At 64.7% G+C, this 15,612-nt stretch carries 15 protein-coding genes, 2 tRNA genes and 1 pseudogene; 12 read left to right on the forward strand and 6 right to left on the reverse strand.

The features are described from left to right. The first annotated feature begins 5 nt into the window (after positions 1 to 5). A pseudogene (locus AKN84_RS05150) lies at positions 6 to 730 on the forward strand (tRNA-uridine aminocarboxypropyltransferase). Positions 731 to 785: 55 nt separating this feature from the next. Beyond that, positions 786 to 859 (forward strand) — tRNA-Cys (locus AKN84_RS05155). Positions 860 to 902: 43 nt separating this feature from the next. Here AKN84_RS05155 and AKN84_RS05160 read toward each other — a convergent pair. Both AKN84_RS05160 and AKN84_RS05165 read right to left on the reverse strand, forming a co-directional pair. After that, positions 903 to 1,085, reverse strand: a complete 183-nt coding sequence (locus tag AKN84_RS05160; protein ID WP_024584196.1) for a hypothetical protein — start codon at positions 1,083 to 1,085, stop codon at positions 903 to 905. Between the two features lie 409 nt (positions 1,086 to 1,494). Continuing rightward, on the reverse strand, positions 1,495 to 2,139 hold the full coding sequence (locus AKN84_RS05165; protein ID WP_050419686.1) for a TetR/AcrR family transcriptional regulator: 645 nt from the start codon (positions 2,137 to 2,139) through the stop codon (positions 1,495 to 1,497). A 94-nt stretch (positions 2,140 to 2,233) separates the two neighbouring features. Here AKN84_RS05165 and AKN84_RS05170 point away from each other — a divergent pair, with 94 nt between their 5' ends. The 7 genes from AKN84_RS05170 (at position 2,234) to AKN84_RS05200 (ending at position 10,149) form a co-directional block, all read left to right on the forward strand. After that, on the forward strand, positions 2,234 to 2,719 hold the full coding sequence (locus AKN84_RS05170; RefSeq protein ID WP_050419687.1) for an anthrone oxygenase family protein: 486 nt from the start codon (positions 2,234 to 2,236) through the stop codon (positions 2,717 to 2,719). Between the two features lie 563 nt (positions 2,720 to 3,282). Continuing rightward, positions 3,283 to 3,357, forward strand: a tRNA-Asn gene (locus AKN84_RS05175). A gap of 133 nt (positions 3,358 to 3,490) precedes the next feature. Further along, positions 3,491 to 3,670: a hypothetical protein gene (locus AKN84_RS05180; RefSeq protein WP_050419688.1), complete on the forward strand. Its 180-nt coding sequence runs from the start codon at positions 3,491 to 3,493 to the stop codon at positions 3,668 to 3,670. A gap of 121 nt (positions 3,671 to 3,791) precedes the next feature. Then, positions 3,792 to 4,457 (forward strand): protein-L-isoaspartate O-methyltransferase family protein, encoded by a 666-nt coding sequence (locus AKN84_RS05185; protein ID WP_050419689.1) that lies wholly within the window; start codon positions 3,792 to 3,794, stop codon positions 4,455 to 4,457. A 215-nt stretch (positions 4,458 to 4,672) separates the two neighbouring features. Further along, positions 4,673 to 6,055 carry a TolC family outer membrane protein gene (locus AKN84_RS05190; RefSeq protein ID WP_050419690.1) on the forward strand — a complete coding sequence of 461 codons (1,383 nt, stop codon included), beginning with the start codon at positions 4,673 to 4,675 and terminating at the stop codon, positions 6,053 to 6,055. A 335-nt stretch (positions 6,056 to 6,390) separates the two neighbouring features. Continuing rightward, the gene (locus tag AKN84_RS05195; RefSeq protein WP_050419691.1) at positions 6,391 to 7,146 is read left to right on the forward strand and encodes a PopZ family protein; all 756 of its coding nucleotides are present in this window, start codon (positions 6,391 to 6,393) and stop codon (positions 7,144 to 7,146) included. A gap of 135 nt (positions 7,147 to 7,281) precedes the next feature. Further along, positions 7,282 to 10,149: a valine--tRNA ligase gene (locus AKN84_RS05200; protein ID WP_050419692.1), complete on the forward strand. Its 2,868-nt coding sequence runs from the start codon at positions 7,282 to 7,284 to the stop codon at positions 10,147 to 10,149. 18 nt (positions 10,150 to 10,167) lie between these two features. Here AKN84_RS05200 and AKN84_RS05205 read toward each other — a convergent pair whose 3' ends face one another. Continuing rightward, positions 10,168 to 10,773, reverse strand: a complete 606-nt coding sequence (locus AKN84_RS05205) for a DNA-3-methyladenine glycosylase (RefSeq protein WP_050419693.1) — start codon at positions 10,771 to 10,773, stop codon at positions 10,168 to 10,170. 132 nt (positions 10,774 to 10,905) lie between these two features. Between AKN84_RS05205 and lipA the strand changes: the two genes are divergently transcribed. The 3 genes from lipA (at position 10,906) to AKN84_RS05220 (ending at position 12,972) form a co-directional block, all read left to right on the forward strand. Beyond that, positions 10,906 to 11,865 (forward strand): lipoyl synthase, encoded by a 960-nt coding sequence (gene lipA, locus AKN84_RS05210; protein WP_050419694.1) that lies wholly within the window; start codon positions 10,906 to 10,908, stop codon positions 11,863 to 11,865. Positions 11,866 to 11,965: 100 nt separating this feature from the next. Further along, positions 11,966 to 12,505, forward strand: coding sequence for a P-loop NTPase family protein (locus tag AKN84_RS05215; RefSeq protein ID WP_050419695.1), 540 nt, complete (start codon positions 11,966 to 11,968; stop codon positions 12,503 to 12,505). After that, the gene (locus AKN84_RS05220) at positions 12,505 to 12,972 is read left to right on the forward strand and encodes a type II toxin-antitoxin system RatA family toxin (RefSeq protein WP_050419696.1); all 468 of its coding nucleotides are present in this window, start codon (positions 12,505 to 12,507) and stop codon (positions 12,970 to 12,972) included. The genes AKN84_RS05215 and AKN84_RS05220 overlap by 1 nt, the downstream gene beginning before the upstream one ends. 81 nt (positions 12,973 to 13,053) lie before the next feature. On the opposite strand, the gene AKN84_RS05225 is transcribed toward AKN84_RS05220, so the two are convergent. The 3 genes from AKN84_RS05225 to AKN84_RS05235 all read right to left on the reverse strand — a co-directional run bounded on the left by AKN84_RS05225 (position 13,054) and on the right by AKN84_RS05235 (position 15,426). Next, positions 13,054 to 13,458 (reverse strand): BA14K family protein, encoded by a 405-nt coding sequence (locus tag AKN84_RS05225; protein ID WP_050419697.1) that lies wholly within the window; start codon positions 13,456 to 13,458, stop codon positions 13,054 to 13,056. Between the two features lie 170 nt (positions 13,459 to 13,628). After that, positions 13,629 to 14,228 carry a CinA family protein gene (locus AKN84_RS05230; protein ID WP_050419698.1) on the reverse strand — a complete coding sequence of 200 codons (600 nt, stop codon included), beginning with the start codon at positions 14,226 to 14,228 and terminating at the stop codon, positions 13,629 to 13,631. 1 nt (position 14,229) lies between these two features. Then, positions 14,230 to 15,426, reverse strand: coding sequence for a bifunctional 2-C-methyl-D-erythritol 4-phosphate cytidylyltransferase/2-C-methyl-D-erythritol 2,4-cyclodiphosphate synthase (locus AKN84_RS05235; RefSeq protein ID WP_050419699.1), 1,197 nt, complete (start codon positions 15,424 to 15,426; stop codon positions 14,230 to 14,232). Positions 15,427 to 15,612 lie beyond the last annotated feature (186 nt).

Here is a 15,612-nt window from a genome sequence, read left to right on the forward strand (position 1 = left end):
AAGCGATGTCCGAACCGACCGAAGTCAAATCCGACGTTATCGCCGAGATCGAGGATTGCGCGCGTTGCGGCAAGCCGCTGCCGCTCTGCATCTGCGACAGCGTCACACCGATCGAAAGCCGCATTCAGCTCCTGATCCTGATCCATCCGCAGGAGCAGGACAGGGCGCTCGGTACCGCGCGGCTGCTGGCGCAGCATTTCGAGAACGCCGTGGTGCGGATCGGATTGTCGTGGCCGAGCCTTGCCAAGGCGCTCGGCCGCCCGGTGCCCGACCCGTCGCGCTGGGCGGTGCTCTATCTCGCTCGGCCAAGGTCGAGGACCTCGAGACCGATGCCGAGATCGTCGCGATCAACCGCAAGGGCGAGCTCGAGCCGCATCAGCGCGCGATCCTGTCCGACATCGAGGGCATCGTGCTGCTCGATGGCACCTGGAGCCAGGCCAAGGCGCTGTGGTGGCGCAACGCCTGGATGCTGAAGTGCCAGCGGGTGATTCTCGGGCCGAAACGCCCCTCGCTGTACGGCAAGTTGCGCCGGGAACCGCGGCGCGACGGTTTGTCCACCATCGAGGCGGCCGCGATCCTGCTGGCCGGGCTGCAGAAGCGGCCCGATATCGCCGCAACGTTAACTGACAGTTTCGAGCGGATGCTGGCGAGATTCCGCGAAGTCCAGGCCAAAATGCCGGAATTGGCGCCAAAACCCAGGAAACGCGACTACCGGAGGCGCCGACGTTAGCTGTTGGGCTTGGTTGCCTATCGCAGAGAGGGCGTATATGAAGTGCGCCGCAAGGGGCCACGTGGCGGAGTGGTTACGCAACGGTCTGCAAAACCGTGTACACCAGTTCAATTCTGGTCGTGGCCTCCACTCATCTCATCAATGGCTTGCAGCCGACAAATGAGAAGCCGCATTAGCTCGCGGCGTACCAACCTTCAGGAAACGGAATCAGCGGCCACGGCGCCTGGTTGTCATTGGCAGCGCGCGGCGGCGGCTGAATGCGGGGCGAAGGTTGGGCCACGAAATCCTCCTGAGCAATAGGCGCGATGGCCGTACGCACGGCGTCCAGCAGCAGATCAAATTCGACTTCGCTCATCGCGCTCTCCGAGGTTCGAGAGCGCAATGGTCGCAAAACTGTCTTCGGTCCGGATTGAGCGATTCGTTCGAATTTTATGAAAAGAACGATGGCGCCCTGTTTGGTTAATAAATCGCTGATGACCCCTTCGGGAACCTAGGTCGGCACTGCCGCACCTCGTGTGAGACAAATCACATCTTGCGAAAAACTCTTCCCGGAATTCCCGGCAATATTCATAGCCGTCAAATATCGCAGGAATTTTAGGAAGACGTGACAGTGAAGGCAAGCAGACCGCGGTGTCGCCTATCGCGCGTTGCATCGATTCTCGGCCCTCGCTGACTTCGTTCGCCAGAGCCGGGCAGCGCCGCTCTACGCCCGATGCCTACCGCCCATGCGCGGCGGAAATTCCCGAGGTCGGTCACGAACGTGGTCAAGCCAGCCCGGCGAGGTCATCCGGCAGCATGGTCTTGAATTGTGTCAGCACCTGCCGCGCCTTTTTCGGCGGCAGCGTGATCGCGTGGCGTACTGCGGCCGCGATCAGCGTCATCGTCAGTGCTGAGAAGGTCGCGAGGGTGGCGGCCGGCACGCCGGGCGCAACCCGCCGGATTGCGTCGGACAGCAGGCCGGCGAGCACGGCCATGTCGTCGGCATCGAGCTTTTGCAGGGCGCGGTCGGCCTGCGTCGCCTGCCAGATGTCGCGCATGACAGGCTCGCGCATGAACATCTCGCAGTAGCTGTCGACGATCCGGCAAAGCGCCGGATGCAGGTCGCGCGGGGCCGTGACGGCAGCCAGATCGCGCCTGACACAATCGCGTCCGACGGCGTTGTGCCGTTCCGCCAGCGTGCCGATGATCGCGGCCTTGTCCGGGAAATATTGATAGAGCGAGCCGAATGCGACGCCGCTGCGTTCGACGATGTCGCTCATCCGAAAGGCCTCGCTGCCTTTCTCCGCCATGATCTCGGTCGCGCAGGCGAGGATGCGCTCGAACCGTTCGCGGCTGCGCTGCTGCGTCGGAGCAAGCCGCGCCAGCCCGGGCAGGGGGGCTTCCACGGGCGCGGCCTTTCGTCTCGCCACCTTCTGTCTCCTTCGAAATCGGGTTGACGTCTCTAATACGAGAGTTTATCGCATTTTGCAAACACGAGTATCTCTCGCATTCGGAGGTAGAGCGATGCGCAATATCCTGACCTCGGGCTTGCTGTGGTTTTCCGCGCTCGGCTGCGGCGTGCTTGCCGGGCTCTATTTTGCGTTCTCGACATTCGTGATGAGCGCGCTCGGCCGTGTCGACCAGGCGGCTGGCATCTCGGCGATGAACGCGATCAACGTCGACATCGTGCGTTCGCTGTTCATGCCGATCTTCCTCGGCACCACGCTGTCCTGCGCCCTGCTGGTCGTGCTCGGTGCGCTCAGATGGCAGGAGCCGGGCGCCGTTGCGATGATTTGCGGCGGCGGCCTCTATATCCTCGGGATGTTCGTCGTCACTGCCGTCTTCAACGTGCCGCTGAACGACCAGCTTGCGGCCACGGATCCCGCGAGCACGGCGGCCGCGCCGGTCTGGGCGCGCTATCTGACCGACTGGACCTTTTGGAACCACGTGCGGACCGTCGCTTCGCTCGCGGCGACCGCTCTGTTCATCGTCACGATCGCCGCGCGTTGATCGGAACGCAGAAGGCTCTGGCAGGGTGCTTCGCATTTTGTGCACGATCTGTACTCGTCCGGCACGATCGCCAAGGAGGTGCCGCCGCACAACGATGCGCGGCCGACAACCGCAACGTCTCGGTCGTCAACGAGACCGGATACGCCATCAAGTTTCTCGGCTTCACGAAGGCTGCGTCTGGAACATCAAGGTCGACTGGGCCAACTACAACGAGTCGGTGCTGGAAGAACGTCAACCTCTGCAAGCTCAACGTGCTGAGGCTGCGCTACGACCCCGGCACCAAGACCACCTCGTTCATTGCGGAATGACATCAAGGGGGCGGGGGCCCCGGCCGGGAATCACGGCGCGCGGCTGTAACGCCGCGTCATTGGTCCATCCCGGCCGCCCCGCGCCGAGAACGGGACAACCGGGACAGGCCTGCATTGCCCTGGGACGCCGGCAAACCCTTGCATTGCAGCGGTTTACCGTCTTGGGCTAAAGTTTCGCCGAAGCCCCATTTGGTTCTTTGCAAGCCCGAAAGGCTTTGTTATACGCTGCCCGCTCGCGAACACTTGTTCGCCTATTCCTCGGTAGCTCAGCGGTAGAGCATTCGACTGTTAATCGAATGGTCGCTGGTTCGAATCCAGCCCGGGGAGCCAGCTTTGCTGGCCCGGCAACATTGCCGTCGACAATCACAAGCACGTGGTCCGCAACACGCGAACCAAATACGTCGTCAAATCGACTCAATAACTGTCGACACTTCGTCGTGCCGGGTCTTGAGAGGTGATTTTGATGGCCATTAATCTGATCGACCTGTCGATGCCGCAGCCGACGCTTGTTCCGCATGATGCTCCCGTCATCAGCGACGATGAGTGTGTCCGCCGGCTCGCGAGGGCCGTCGAGGAGCATGATTCCGAGCATCTCGATGAAGTGGCCCGCCTGATCGGCCGGCTTGCGGTCACGATCGAATAGAACGCGCCCCGGAGCATCCCGTACACCAACGGCGTGTTGCGTTTTGGCGGAGCTTGTTCCAAAAGATGGCCCTGTTCTAGCTTCTCCAGCGGCAATGCCGCGACTTGCAGGGTCCCCGCCAATGACCGGTTTTTCGACCGCGCGCCAGTACATGGTCGATGGTCAGGTGCGTCCGAGCGACGTGACCGATGATCGCATTCTCGAAGCCATGCTGACCGTGCCGCGCGAAATATTCGTGCCGGCCAGCAAGCAGGCGCTTGCCTATCTCGATCTCGATCTCGATGTCGCCGAGGGCGGCGCGGCCAAGCGCTGCCTGATCACGCCGGCGCTGCTCGCCAGGATGCTGCAGGCCGCCGAGATCAAGGCCACCGACCGCGTCCTGGTCGTCGGCTGTGCAACCGGCTACGCCGCCGCGATCGTGGCGCGCTTTGCCGCGCAGGTCAGCGCCACCGAGAGCGATCCGGCGCTTGCCGCGAAAGCGACCGCAGCGTTGGCCCAGCTCGGGATCCAGAATGTGACCGTCAAGACCGGAGCTTCAGCGGACGGCGACGCCGCGGGTGCGCCATATGATGTCATCGTCCTCAATGGTGCGACCGAGATCCTCCCGACCGGGCTGTTTGGCCAGCTCAAGGAGGGAGGCCGGCTGGTCGGGGTGTTCGGCCTGACGCCGCCGCCGCGCGCCACCCTCGTGACGCACTCCCACGGGGATTTCGGACATCGCGAGCTGTTCGATGCCACCGCCCCGGTGCTGCCCGGACTGGAACGGCGTCCCGCCTTCGTCTTCTGACCGCTACCGCGCTGCGCCACCTGATAAAATCCCGTTCCGAATCAGAAGTGTGGCCCGTTTGCCCCAGGTGAAGAGTTTCCACCATGTTCCGTTGCGGGGTAGTTCCGTTGCCCTTAGCTGCGGACTAAGGTGAGGCGGGACTCACTTCGTCTGAAGCGACCGCCGGAACTGACTTGCGTGTGGAGACGGCGACTACAATGATTGGATTACCGGGGATGCGAGGGGTGAAGGCTATCACCGCGGCTGCGACTGCCGCCCTTCTGTTGGCGGAGCTGGGCCCCGTGCCCGCGCTCGCCGAAACTATCGAGTCCGCGCTGGTGCGGTCCTACCAGAACAATCCCCAGCTGAACGCACAACGTGCACAGGTGCGGTCGATCGACGAAAACGTTCCGCAGGCACTCTCGGGTTACCGTCCGAAGGTCTCGCTGACCGCAACGGCCGGCGGACAATACACCGATGAGCAGTTGGCGCCGGGAAGCCCGGCTTTGTCGGGTGTGAGCCGGCAGCGTACCGTTGGCATCACCGCCAGCCAGTCGCTGTTCAATGCGCAGAACGGGCCGAAGGTGCGCCAGGCTGAAAGCCAGGTGTCGTCGGCACGCGAAGGTTTGCGCGTGCTCGAGCAGTCGGTGCTGCTGAGCGCGGCCACGATCTATATGGACTATCTCCGCGACGCGGCAATCGTCGAGGTCCAGCGCAGCAACACGCGCGTGCTGGAACAGACGCTGAAGCAGACCCAGGACCGCTTCAACGTCGGCGAGGTGACGCGCACGGACGTTGCGCAGTCTGAGGCCCAGCTCGCGGCCGGCAGAACCCAGCAGCTCACCGCGGAATCGAATCTGACGACGACGCGATCGAACTACCGCCGCATCATCGGCGTCGAGCCGCAGAATCCCGCGCCGGGCTCGCCGGTCGACCGGTTCCTGCCGTCGTCGCTCTCGGCTGCTGTCGAACTCAGCCTGACCCAGAATCCGAACGTCACCGCCGCGATGTACGGCGTCGACGTCAACTTCCTGCAGACCAAGGTTGCCGAAGGCGCGCTGTTGCCGACGGTTGGGCTGCAGGCATCGGTCAGCCAGGGCTACGAAACGCAGTTGACCGTGTACCGCCTCTTCAACGCCTCGGTCGGCGTTCAACTGTCGCTGCCGATCTACCAGGGCGGCGCTGAGTACTCGCTGATCCGCCAGTCCAAGGAATCGCTGGCGCAGCAGCGCCTGGTGCTGGACCAGACCAGGGATCAGGCGCGTGCCAACGTCGTCACCGCCTGGGGTCAGCTGGTCGCCGGCAAGTCGCAGGTGGCATCGGCGCAGGCGCAGGTGACCGCGTCGGAAATCGCGCTGAACGGCGTGCGCGAAGAAGCCAAGGCCGGCCAGCGCACCACGCTCGACGTGCTCAATGCGCAGCAGGCGCTCGTCAACGCGCGCAATGCGCTCGTCACAGCGCAGCACGACCGCGTCGTCGCTTCCTACAATGTGCTGAACTATATCGGCCGCTTGTCGCCGCAGGTGATGGGCCTTTCGACCAACATCTATGATCCGAGCGTGCACTACCAGCAGGTTCGTGACAATTGGGCCGGCGTTCGCACACCCGACGGCCGCTAAACACCTTCACTTCATCATCGCTTGTCGCGCCATGTTTGTGGTTCTGAGTTAATCAGGACCACAAACGGGCGCGTTTGCTTGCAATCGATAATTGGCCTGACATACCGTTTTGTCGGGCAGCAAGGCGATTCGCGGCGAGCCGGCGTAGCGTGATGACAGGTGCGACGCCACCTGTGATCACGCTGCATTGGGCGACACGAAGCTTGCAGAAGGGCCTCGGGCGGGCGTGATCTGGGGACAAGTCGGGCGAGAGCAATGAAAATCTCCGCCCGCATCATCGGAACCGGCGAATCCTCTTGGGCTTGATGTAAAATAGTTTCGATGTGGAGTCGGAGATGACGCAACCTGCGAAGGTCCAAGAACCCTCGATGGAGGAGATCCTGGCGTCGATCCGTCGCATCATTGCCGACGACGAGGCAAAGCCGGGTGCGGCCGAGAAGCCGGCGGCTGCTGCTCCACCGCCGCCGAAGGCCGAGCCCGCGCCGCCACCGGCGGCCAAACCCGCGATGAAGAGCCCGCCGCCTGCAGCGCCTCAGGCTGCAAAGGCCGCGGCGCCGGCGCCGAAATCAACGCCGCCCGCGCCGGCAGCGGCCTCCAGCAACAGCCAGGACGACATCGATTCGCTGCTGGCCAGCCTCGACGAGGCGACGCCCGCGGCCGAGATCAGGCCGTCGCCGCAGCCGGAAGCCCAGCCCGAAGCCGACGTGTTCGAGCTCACCGACGACATGGCGCTGCCGGAGCCGGCCCCCGCGCCATCGTTCCGCAAAGTCGAGCCGCAGGACGACGTCGAATTCACCGAGGCCCGCACCCGGGTGCCTGCCCAGGAATCCGTTCGCGAGCCAGTCCGAGAACCGCCGGCGATCGAAACCGCGCCGATGCAGCAGATCATCTCGGGAACCACGATGCGGGCGGTCGAATCCGCCTTCAACTCGCTGGCCAACACCGTGCTGAGCAACAATGCTCGGACGTTGGAGGATCTGGTCAAGGAGATGCTGCGGCCGATGCTGAAGTCCTGGCTGGACGACAATCTGCCGGGCCTGGTCGAGCGGATCGTCAAGGCCGAGATCGAACGGGTATCCCGCGGTCGATAGCCCGGCCCCGCAGGGGCTTGGCAGCCCTCATTCCGTCCCCAAATGCCCAAAACGCCGTTTTGACGTGCCAGTCCGGTTGACTTGGTGCGGTCCGGCGGCTTTCTAGCCTTTCCCTATGGTCCATAGCGCATTGTCATGATCGAGAAAAACTACCAGCCCGCCGATATCGAGCACCGCATGGCCCGGATCTGGGAGGAGAGCGGTGCGTTCAAGGCCGGCCGGCCTGAGCGCAAGGACGCCGCGCCCTTCACGATCGTGATCCCGCCGCCGAACGTGACCGGCTCGCTGCACATGGGCCACGCGCTCAACAACACGCTGCAGGACATCCTGTGCCGCTTCGAGCGGATGCGCGGCCGCGACGTGCTGTGGCAGCCCGGCACCGACCATGCCGGCATCGCCACCCAGATGGTGGTCGAGCGCCAGCTGATGGAACGGCAGGAGCCGGGCCGGCGCGACATGGGCCGCGCCAAGTTCCTCGAACGGGTCTGGCAGTGGAAGGCCGAGAGCGGCGGCACCATCGTCAACCAGCTCAAGCGGCTCGGCGCATCCTGCGACTGGTCGCGCGAGCGCTTCACCATGGACGAGGGCCTGTCGCGCGCCGTCGTCAAGGTGTTCGTCGAGCTGCATCGCGATGGCCTGATCTACAAGGACAAGCGCCTGGTCAATTGGGACCCGAAGCTGCTCACCGCGATCTCCGATCTCGAAGTACAGCAGGTCGAGGTCAAGGGCCATCTCTGGTACCTGCGCTATCCGATCGAGGGCCGCAGCTTCAGCCCCGACGATCCGAAGTCGTTCATCGTGGTCGCGACCACGCGTCCCGAGACGATGCTCGGCGACACCGCGGTCGCGGTGCACCCGGACGACGAGCGCTATACCGACCTGGTCGGCCAGCACGTCATCCTGCCGCTGGTCGGCCGCAAGATTCCGATCGTCGCCGACGATTATTCCGATCCGGAGAAGGGCTCCGGCGCGGTCAAGGTGACGCCGGCGCACGACTTCAACGACTTCGAGATCGGCAAGCGCCACGGCCTGCCGCAGATCAGCGTGCTCGACCAGGAAGGTTGCCTCAGCCTGGTTGGCAACGAGGACTATCTGCGCGGCCTGCCGATGGGCTCCGATGAGTTCGCCGCCGAGTTCGACAAGATCGAACGCTTCGCCGCGCGCAAGAAGATCGTGGCGCGGCTGGAGGAGTTCGGCTTCCTCGAGCGGATCGAGCCCAACACCCACATGGTGCCGCATGGCGACCGCTCCGGCGTCGTGATCGAGCCGTATTTGACCGACCAGTGGTATGTCGACGCCAAGACGCTGGCGCAGCCGGCGATGGCGGCGGTGCGCTCGGGCGAAACCACGTTCGTGCCGAAGAACTGGGAAAAGACCTATTTCGAGTGGATGGAGAACATCCAGCCCTGGTGCATCTCGCGCCAGCTGTGGTGGGGCCATCAGATCCCGGCCTGGTACGGCCCGGACGGCAAGGTGTTCGTCGCCGAGACCGAGGAAGAGGCGGTCGGCAACGCGCTCGGCTATTACGTCGAGCAGGAGGTCATCACGCCGGAGCAGGGCCATGACATGGCCACCGACCCCGCCAAGCGCGAGGGCTTCATCACGCGCGATGAGGACGTGCTCGACACCTGGTTCTCGTCGGCGCTGTGGCCGTTCTCGACGCTGGGCTGGCCGGACGACACGCCGGAGGTCGCGCGCTACTACCCGACCAACACGCTTGTGACGGGCTTCGACATCATCTTCTTCTGGGTCGCCCGCATGATGATGATGGGCCTGCACTTCATGAAGCAGGCGCCGTTCTCGACCGTCTACATCCACCGCCTCGTCCGCGACGAGAAGGGCGCCAAGATGTCGAAGTCGAAGGGCAACGTCATCGATCCGCTCGGCGTGATCGACGAATACGGCGCCGACGCGCTGCGCTTCGCGCTGACCCGCGAGGCGGCGCAGGGCCATGACATCCGCCTGTCGCCGCATCTGGTCGAGACCAACCGCAACTTCGCGACCAAATTCTGGAACGCCTGCCGCTTCGCCGAGATGAACGAATGCGCCAAGCCGGACGGTTTCGATCCGAAGGCCGCCAGGGAAACCTTGAACCGCTGGATCGCGCACGAGACCTCGCGCGTCACCCGCGAGGTGACCGAGACCATCGAGGATCACCGCTTCAACGATGCCGCCGGCGCGATCTACCGCTTCGTCTGGAACGTGTTCTGCGACTGGTATCTCGAACTCGCCAAGCCGGTGCTGATGGGCGAGGAGGGCGCGGCCAAGGCCGAGACCCGCGCCATGATCGCCTGGGCGCGCGACGAGATCCTCAAGCTGCTGCACCCGTTCATGCCCTTCATCACCGAGGAGCTGTGGGCCGTGACGGCAAAGCGCAACGGCCTGCTGGTGCTGGCGTCCTGGCCGCGCAAGTCGGGCGTCACCGGCGAGCAGCTGGCGGCGATCGCGACCGCCGGTCCGGTGGTCGATCCGATCATTCCGCCGGTCATTGCCGCGCTCGACGCCGATGAGTTCAGCGATCCCGCCGCTGAGGCCGAGATCGGCTGGGTGGTCGATCTCGTCACCACGATGCGGTCGGTGAAGGCGGAGATGAATATCCCGCCGTCGACGCTGACGCCGCTGGTGATCGTGACGACATCTGACGAAACGCGCGATCGCGCGCAGCGCTGGAACGACACCATCAAGCGCCTTGCGCGATTGTCGGAGATCTCGTTCGCGGACGCCGCGCCGGAAGGCGCGATGCAGCTTCTGGTCCGCGGTGAAGTCGTCGCACTGCCGCTCAAGGGCGTGATCGATCTCGCGGCCGAACGGGCGCGGCTGGAGAAGGAACTCGGCAAGGCCGACGCCGACATCAAGCGGGTCGACGCCAAACTCTCCAACGAGAAGTTCGTCGCCAACGCGCCGGAAGAGCTCGTCGAGGAAGAGAAGGAAAAGCGCGCGGCGGCGCAGGAGCGCCGCGCCAAGATCCTCGAGGCGATCGAGCGGCTGAAGAAGGCATCATAGCGAGCAACGCTGTGACGCTCAAAACCGCTTGCTGAGGAATTTCGATCCCTTCAGGCCGTAGCGCCACGGCAGCTCGACGGCCTTGGTGATGCCGATCCGGATTCCGGTGACGATGTCGGGCGTCTCCAGCCGCGCATGGAGCGCAATCGGCGGACGGTCGAGCGGCAACTCGCTGTGGGCGATGGTGATGCCCATCGCCTCGCACAGCTTGCCCGGTCCCGAGCACAGCGCGCGCTCGTCTTCCAGTCCGCGCCGCCGGCGCATCGCGGCGAGCCCATGGGTTGGCTCGACCGCGCGGATCAGCACGGCGCTGGCCGAACCGGTTTCCTCGCAGACAAAATTGACGCACCAGTGGATGCCGTAGGAACGGTAGACATAGGAGAACCCCGGCGGGCCGAACATCACCTGATTGCGCGGGGTCGGGCCATTGAACGAGTGGGCCGCCGGCTCGGTGTGATGATAGGCCTCGACCTCGGTGATGATGCCGCCGACGCCATCGACCAGGAAGGTCGCACCGATCAGGTCGGGTGCGACCTCATGGACGCTTCGATCGAAGAAGGCGCGTTTCAGCGCCTTGCCGAGGCGCGGCGCGGTCGCACGGGTCGATCGGGGATTTTGAGCCATTTTGAGGTGGGAATCGGCATGGATCGGACTGCAACACTGCCAATATCTGGGCTGATCTGCTAGGGTCGCTGCGCGGGTTGCGAGCCGCGCCAACACCGATTAGCTATGGTTTCTCGCGACTTGCAGGCACCTATGGTCACCATCGTCGACACCATCTCCACCACTCAGCTCCGCCCGCGTCACCCCGAAAAGGTGAACCGGCCGGATGCCGTGTCGCCGCCGAAGCCGGACTGGATCCGGGTTCGCGCGCCCAACACGCGCGGCTATGCGGATACGCGTCGGATCGTGAAGGAGAACGGCCTCGTCACAGTGTGCGAGGAGGCGGGCTGCCCCAACATCGGTGAGTGCTGGGACAAGAAGCACGCCACCTTCATGATCATGGGCGACACCTGCACACGCGCCTGCGCGTTCTGCAACGTCAAGACCGGTATGCCCGGCGCGCTCGATGCCAATGAGCCCGAACACGTCGCCGAGGCGGTGTCCAAGCTGGGACTGGCCCACGTCGTCATCACCTCGGTCGATCGCGACGATCTCGCCGATGGCGGCGCCGAGCATTTCGCGCAGGTGATCCGCGCCATCCGCGCGCGCTGCCCGACCACCACGATCGAGATCCTGACGCCGGACTTCCTGCGCAAGGACGGCGCGCTCGAGCGCGTGGTCGCAGCCAAGCCCGACGTCTTCAACCACAATCTGGAAACCGTGCCCTCGCGCTACCTGACGGTCCGTCCCGGCGCTCGTTACTTCCATTCGATCCGGCTGCTGCAGCGGGTCAAGGAGATGGACCCGACCATCTTCACCAAGTCGGGTATCATGGTCGGCCTCGGCGAGGAGCGGCACGAGGTGCTGCAGGTGATGGACGATCTGCGCTCGGCCGAGGTCGATTTCCTGACCATCGGCCAGTATCTGCAACCGACGCGCAAGCATCACGCCGTGATGCGCTACGTGACCCCTGACGAATTCGCGGGATACGAGCGCGTTGCTTATACCAAGGGTTTTCTGATGGTGTCGGCGAGTCCGCTGACGCGCTCGTCGCATCATGCCGGCGAGGATTTTGCGAAACTGCAGGCGGCACGCACGGCACGCGGCCGCTAGATTTTGATAGAGAGCGGGAAGCCGGCGTCATCCTGCGCCGTTGCCGGATCGAGCCTGATCGAGCCTCGACCGAACCTTGACCGAACCTTGGACGGGACCAATGCAGCGCGTTCTGGTGATGGGATCGTCGGGATCCGGCAAGTCGACCTTTGCGCGGCGGCTGTCCGCCCTGACAGGCATCCCGACCGTGTCGATCGACGCGCTGTTCTGGAAGCCGGGTTGGGTCGAGTCCGACAAGGACGAATTCAACCGCCGCATGACCGCAGCGGCGCGCGAGCCGCGCTGGATCATGGATGGGAACTACACCAAGAGTGGTGCAGGTGAGTTGCGCAGAGAACTCTCCGATACGATCATCTGGTTCGACCTGCCGCGATCGACCTGCATGCTCGGAATCCTCGGCCGCATTGCCGCGAGCTATGGCCAGGTGCGGCCGGAGATGGCGGAAGGCTGCCCGGAGAAGATCGATCTGGAATTCTTCCGCTACGTCTGGACCTATCGCCGCCAGCAACGGCCGAACCTGATCGAATATTTTTCAGGATTGCGTGCCGATCAATCGCTGGTCTGCTTTACCAACCGGGGGCAGGCCGACGACTATCTGAACAACCTCGCACTCCCGCCAAACCGTGCGAGTATCCACTGATGCCACGATTCTCCAGCAAGCGGCGGGTCCGCCACACCGCGCCTCAAATGTTCGACCTAGTCGCCGACGTCGAGCGCTATCCGGAGTTCGTGCCGCTGTGCCAGGCGCTCAAGATCCGTCAGCGGACGCCGAAGGACGACGGCACCGAGGTGGTGGTGGCCGACATGACGGTCTCCTTCAAGCTGGTGCGGGAAACCTTCACCAGCAAGGTGACGCTCGACCGGCCCAATCTGAAGATCCTGGTCGAATATCTGCGCGGCCCGTTCAGCAATCTGGAGAACCGCTGGAGCTTCGAGCCGAAGTCGGAGACCGAATGCGATGTCGGCTTCTTCCTGAACTACGAATTCAAGAGCCGGATGCTGGCGATGCTGATGGGCTCGATGTTCGATGCCGCCTTCGGGCGGTTTGCCTACGCGTTCGAGAAGCGCGCCGACCAAGTCTACGGCAGGCCGGCGATCTCGACCTAGCGAAGCCGTCTTCCTCCCGAAACGCAAATGCCCGGCACAAGGCCGGGCATGACGTATGACGTGTATGCGCGTTCGCCGCCGCTAAGGGCAGGAACGCCGCACGCCGCCGGAGGCGATGTAGGTGCCGGAAGCCGGGTCGTAGGAGCGGAAACGCTGCGAGCAATAGGCGTCGTTGTTGGCCTTCGCCTGGCTCGCCGCAATCGCGCCGCCGATGATCGCGCCGGCCGCAAGCCCGCCAATGACCGCAGCGCCGTTTCCGCCACCGTGGTGGTGGTGGTGATATCCGCCACGATAGCCGTACCCACCCCGATGGCCGTAGCGCGGCCCGCCATGCCAGTGACGATACTGCACATGCTCGACGGAGGTAGGCTGGTCCTGCAAGCGGGCGGCGGGCGCGAGCGGTGCGGCGAGCGAGGGGATAACAGTCGACAGCGTCATGGCGCCAGCGGTGATTGCGGCCACGACCACAGTTCCCAACTTCATCATTTTCTCCTTGTTGTGGGATTTTGCTGTTCGAAGAACAGTTGCAACAGCAGAGTTGGATCAGGAGAAACGGCGAGGCGACGTCAACGTTCCACCCGAGGTGGGCGGCACTGGGTCGCAGTTGACTCGAATGTATCGCCGGCCATCGCTCGTGCGACTTGACTTGGGCGGGCCTAACCGCGCGGCGGGCGCCGACGTTTCGCGGCGTGGCTGCGCGGCGAACGGGCAACCCGGGGCCGCAACCGGCTGGTAGCCTCACGGCGCGGCTTTGCAGCCTGCGGCGGGCGCGCGAGCTCCATCAACATGCGCAGCGCCTCGACCACCGAGCGTTGCCGCACCGTGCTGCGGCCGATCGCGCCGAAGCGCTGCTCGCGATGCAGGATGCGGCCGTCGCGCGCGGCGACGGCGAAATGCACGAGGCCCACCGGCTTGCCCGGGGTCGCACCGCCAGGGCCCGCGATGCCGGTGATCGAGACCGCGAGGTCGACACCGGCCTTCTCCAGCGCGCCGATTGCCATCGCGGTCGCGGTCTCCTTGCTGACCGCGCCGAACGTCTCAAGCGTCGCCGCCTTGACGCCGAGCATCACCCGCTTGGCCTCGTTCGAATAGGTGACGAAGCCGCGGTCGATGACGTCGGACGAGCCGGGGATATCGGTGAGCGCGCCCGCGACCAGGCCGCCAGTGCAGGATTCGGCGGTCGCGATGGTCAGCTTGCGCATCCGGCACAGGTCGAGCAGCGAGCGGGAGAGGGCACGAGCGTCGCTGCCGCCCATGTCAGGCACTCCAGCTCTTGTCGTCCCAGGGAAGGCGGATCGTCGCGCTCGCGGTCGCCGCGATGCCTTCCTCGCGGCCGGTGAAGCCGAGCCGCTCGCTGGTGGTGGCCTTGACCGCCACGCGCGAGATGTGAACGCCGGAGATCTCCGCGATCTTCGCCCGCATGGTGTCGCGCAGCGGACCGATCTTCGGCCGCTCGCAGATCATGGTCACTTCGAGATTGGCGATCCGTCCGCCGCGCGCGGTGACGCGCTCGACGGCATATTTCAGGAACTGGTCGGAGGACGCGCCCTTCCACTTGGCATCGCTCGGCGGGAAGTGCGAGCCGATGTCGCCATCGGCCAGCGCGCCGAGGATGGCGTCGACCAGCGCATGCAGTCCGACATCGCCGTCGGAATGGGCCAGGAATCCCTTGGTGTGCGGCACGCGCACGCCGCAGATCATGACATGGTCGCCGTCACCAAAGGCATGCACGTCGTAGCCGGTGCCGGTCCTGATATCGCCGAGCTGGCTTGCGAGCCGCGCTTCCTCGCGCACGAAGTCTTCGGGTGTGGTGAGTTTCATGTTGGCAGCATCGCCTTCAAACGTCGCAACGGTCAATCCCGCCCATTCAGCAAGCGCGGCATCATCGGTGAAATCGCTGCGGCCCTCGCGCGCAGCGCGACGATGCGCCTCCAATATTACGTCGAAACGAAACGCCTGTGGCGTCTGCGCGATCCGCAGGCGCGCGCGCACCGGCGTCGCCTCGACGTCGCCGGTATCGCCGGTGAGCTTGATCGTGTCGGTGACGGGAATCACGGGGATCGCTGCACCGGTCCGGCCAGCCGCGGCGATTGCGCGCGAGATCACGGCTGCGGTGACGAAGGGGCGCGCGGCATCGTGGATCAGCACGATGTCCGGCTTGTCGCCGGCGAGCGCCTCGAGGCCGGCATGGACCGAGGCCTGCCGCGTCGCGCCGCCGGACGTTGGCGATTGATGGCGCAGGCCTGCGACCGCTTCATCGAACAGCGCGGCATCGTCAGGATTGACCACCGGCTGCACCGCAAACACGTCGGGGTGTCCGGAGAACGCCTCCATGGCGCGGAAGATCACCGTCTGTCCGCCGATCGTCCGGTATTGCTTCGGACCGCCTGCGCCGGCGCGCAGTCCACGGCCGGCTGCGACAAGGATGGCTGCGGTACGCTCAGGCTTCGGCATTTTGAACCAGTGACAGACGAATCGGGGATGAGGGGGACGGCGGGGATCGCCCGCCGCGCACAGCCCTTAGCATGACCGCTGCGCAAAAACAGAGCGTTTGCGATGACTGTGGGAAAAGCAGATTTTGTTGCGGTGCACTTGCGTCGGTGGTAGGAATGTCTAAACCGTAGGCATGAGCCTTGACTG

The sequence above is a fragment of the Bradyrhizobium tropiciagri genome, assembly GCF_001189845.1.
In the GTDB taxonomy this organism is placed as follows: Bacteria; Pseudomonadota; Alphaproteobacteria; order Rhizobiales; family Xanthobacteraceae; genus Bradyrhizobium; species Bradyrhizobium tropiciagri.